At 62.9% G+C, this 3554-nt stretch carries 4 protein-coding genes; all 4 read left to right on the top strand.

Translation table 11 applies throughout. The features are described from left to right. Window positions 1-362 (top strand): extracellular solute-binding protein (locus tag AAC083_RS16810; protein WP_146181710.1); only part of this gene is annotated, 362 nt, incomplete at its 5' end. 39 nt (window positions 363-401) lie between these two features. Then, window positions 402-2027 carry an ABC transporter permease gene (locus AAC083_RS16815; RefSeq protein ID WP_108537210.1) on the top strand — a complete coding sequence of 542 codons (1626 nt, stop codon included), beginning with the start codon at window positions 402-404 and terminating at the stop codon, window positions 2025-2027. Window positions 2028-2101: 74 nt separating this feature from the next. After that, window positions 2102-3136, top strand: a complete 1035-nt coding sequence (locus AAC083_RS16820; RefSeq protein ID WP_108537211.1) for an ABC transporter ATP-binding protein — start codon at window positions 2102-2104, stop codon at window positions 3134-3136. A 102-nt stretch (window positions 3137-3238) separates the two neighbouring features. After that, window positions 3239-3554: Dyp-type peroxidase domain-containing protein (locus AAC083_RS16825; RefSeq protein WP_181364790.1), on the top strand; the 316-nt coding region annotated here is incomplete at its 3' end.

Genomic DNA, 3554 nt, shown 5'->3' on the forward strand with positions numbered 1-3554 from the left:
GCTACTACCTGGGCGCCATGCTGAAAGACCCGGCACAGAAGTCCTGGGCCGATGCGGTCTATATCAACTTCCCGAACCAGGCTGACCGTGGCGCTCACGTCAACGTGAGCGGTGTGGCCATGACCAAGCACGCCAAGAATAAAGATGAAGCGCGTAAGCTGATGGAGTTTCTGGCTGGCGACACGGCCCAGCACATGTATGCGGACGTGAATGCCGAGTATCCGGTCAAGGCCGGGGTCGAGCCGTCCGCCATGGTCAAGGCCTGGGGCAGTTTCAAGTCTGACGCGCTACCGGTCAGCGATTATGCCAAGCACCGCAAGGACGCCTTGCAGCTGCTGGATGAAGTGAAATTCGACTTGTAATCAGATGGGGCCAAGGGCCCCATCAACTTCTGTGGTCTCATGAAAAATTGTGGATGGATTGCCGGCAGCTGGGCCACCGCCCTGCTGCTGGGTTTGCCGGTGCTCGCCCTGATCTTCTCTGCCTTCTCGGCAGATGGAGACCTGTTTCGTCACCTCGTCGATACGGTGCTGCTCGATTATCTGGCCAATACGCTGGCGCTGGTGGCGGGGGTTGTGCTGCTCAGCCTGCTGTTTGGCGTACCCACCGCCTGGCTGGTCGCCATGTGTCAGGTGCCTGGGCGTCGTGCGCTGCAGTGGGCGCTGATGCTGCCCATGGCCATGCCCTCCTACATAGTGGCCTACGTCTACACAGACCTGCTTGACTACTCTGGCCCGCTACAGGCCGGATTGCGCGCACTCTTTGGCTGGAACAGTCCGGCCGATTACTGGTTCCCGGCCATTCGCTCCCTGGGGGGCGCCGCCTGGGTGCTGGCGCTGGTGCTGTTCCCCTACGTTTATCTGCTGGCCCGCGCCTCCTTTCTGGAGCAGTCGGTCAGCCTGATCCACTCCAGCCGTCTGCTTGGCTGTACGCCCTGGCAGAGCTTTCGTCGCCTCAGCCTGCCGCTGGCGCGCCCCGCCATCATGGTGGCCGTGTCGCTGGTGGCGATGGAGACCTTGGCCGACTTTGCTACCGTCCATTTTTTTGCCATCAACACCCTGACCACGGCGGTTTACGATACCTGGCTCGGCTACGGCAGCCTGGCCACTGCCGCCAAACTCTCCTGCCTGATGCTGCTGGCGGTGGTGCTCTTGATCGCGTTGGAGCGCCGCTCTCGCCGCCGGCAGCAGGTGTTCCAGAAATCCATGGGCCATGAGCAGCCTCTACGCTACCCGCTCAAGGGGGTGAGTCGCGCAGCGGCCGGGCTCTGGTGCTGGGGATTGGTGCTGGCCGGTTTCGGTCTGCCATTCGTCATCCTGCTCGATTACGGGGTGCGCTATTTCGAACTCTCCTGGACGCCGGAGTTTGTCCGCTTCGCCGGCAACAGTCTGCTCATCTCGACGCTGACCGCCCTGCTTGCCATGGGCATCGCCCTGCTGCTCGGTTTCTTCCGTCGCCTCGATGGCGGGCTCAAGAGTCTGCTGCCCCTGCGCATCTCTGCCATGGGGTACGCCATGCCGGGTACCGTGCTGGCCATCGGCGTGCTGGTGCCGCTGACGGCCCTCGATTTTGCCATCAATGATCTGGCCGAGTGGCTTGGCCGCCAGGGCCCTGGCCTGCTGTTGACCGGCACCATCACCGCCATCGTGTTCGGCTATCTGGTCCGCTTCGTGGCCATCGCCATCGGCTCGGTGGAGACCAGCATGGGCAAGATCTCCCCCAGCCTCGACATGGCGGCCCGTTCCCTGGGGCAAGGGGATGGCGGCATGCTGCGCCGGGTTCATCTACCGCTGGTACGGCGAGGCCTGTTTGCCGGCGCCATGCTGGTGTTCATCGAATCCATGAAGGAGCTGCCCGCCGCCCTGCTGCTGCGACCCTTCAACTTCGACACCCTGGCGACCCACGTCTATCAATTCGTGTCGGACGAGATGCTGGAGCGGGGGGCGCTCGGCGCCATCGTCATCGTGTTGGTGGGCTTGCTGCCGCTCATCTGGGTCAACCGCAGTCTGGATAGTCCGGGTCACTGATCGGGCAGATGAATCTCTGCAATGTTGTCCGGCCGCAGGTCGGTCTGAACCAAAAGAATATGAGGAAGTCAGCCGTGTCTTGCTTGCAGGTTGAAAATGTCAGTTGCCGTTACAACGGCCGCAATGTGCTGGAACAGCTCTCGCTGATAGTGGCCGACAACGAGATCGTCTGTCTGCTGGGCGCTAGCGGTTGTGGCAAGACCACACTGCTCAAGGCCATCGCCGGTCTGCTGCCGCTGGCAGAGGGCACTATTCGCCTCGGCGATACCCTGCTCGACGGGCCGGATGCCAGCGAACCCCCAGAGGCGCGTAACATCGGCATGATCTTTCAGGATTACGCCCTCTTTCCCCACCTGACGGTGGCCGAGAACGTCGGCTTCGGCCTGACCCGACTCGATCGCCGCATTCGTCAGCAGCAGGTGGATGAGGCGCTGACGCTGGTCAATCTGCAGGGGCTGGGTGCGCGTTATCCGCATGAACTCTCCGGCGGTCAGCAGCAGAGGGTCGCCATCGCCCGCGCTCTGGTGTGCAAGCCCAGGCTGATGCTGTTGGACGAGCCCTTCTCCAACATAGATACCCAGGTGCGGATGAAGCTCATTCTCGAGATCCGCGCCCTGCTCAAGCAGCAGGGGATTGGCGCCATCTTCGTCAGTCACAGCAAGGAGGAGGCGTTCGCCTTCGCCGACCGGCTGGCGCTGTTCCGTGCCGGCCACATAGAGCAGGTGGGTCAGCCGGAGCAGCTCTATCGCCGCCCGCAGAACCGCTTCGTGGCGGAGTTTCTTGGCGGGGTCAACTACCTGGCCGCCGAGGTGGTGGACAGCCACTGCGTGCAGACGTCGCTGGGGGTGGTGTGCGGCACCGAGCCTCACGGCCGCGCCGTGGGCGAGTTGCTGCAATTGATGCTCAGACCCCAGCAACTGTTGCTGGAGGCCGTCGACGGCGGTGAGCTGGTGGTGCTGGAGCAGCAGTTTCTCGGTCATCACTGCCGGGTGTTGTTCGAGTGTGGCGGCCAGCGGCTCGAGGCCAGCATTGGCGAGCCGCTTGGCGGGATGCGGGCACGGGTCAACCTTGCCCCGCATGCGCTCGTGCTGTTTGAACCATTGCCGTGAGAGCGCTGATATCGTTGTGAAATCAAGGAACTGGATTCACTCTGGTTTATAATCGCGCAACGCAATGCCAACATCGCTAATGCCTGTTCAGGGGAGAGAGATATGAAAGCCCAAGCCGGGATCTGTGCAGAGCCGAATCTGCACGCCCTCTATCTGATGTTCAATCGCACCGGCGACGGCGCCGAACTGGTGGCCCGTCTGGCCAGCTTGCCCGCCCTGTGGGCGGCGGTTGCCGCCGATTTTCCCGATGCCGGTTTCAGCGGTCTGGTCGCCGTCGGTGCCGATGCCTGGGATGGTCTCTACCCTGCCGCCCGTCCGCCCCAGCTCCGTGGCTTCATGGCGCAATCCGCCAACGGTCAGCAGGCGCCGAATACCCCGTTTGATCTCTTCGTGCAGTTGCGCGCCGATCGGGTGGATG

This window comes from Aeromonas sp. HMWF014, from assembly GCF_963878295.1.
GTDB classification, from domain to species: domain Bacteria; phylum Pseudomonadota; class Gammaproteobacteria; order Enterobacterales; family Aeromonadaceae; genus Aeromonas; species Aeromonas popoffii.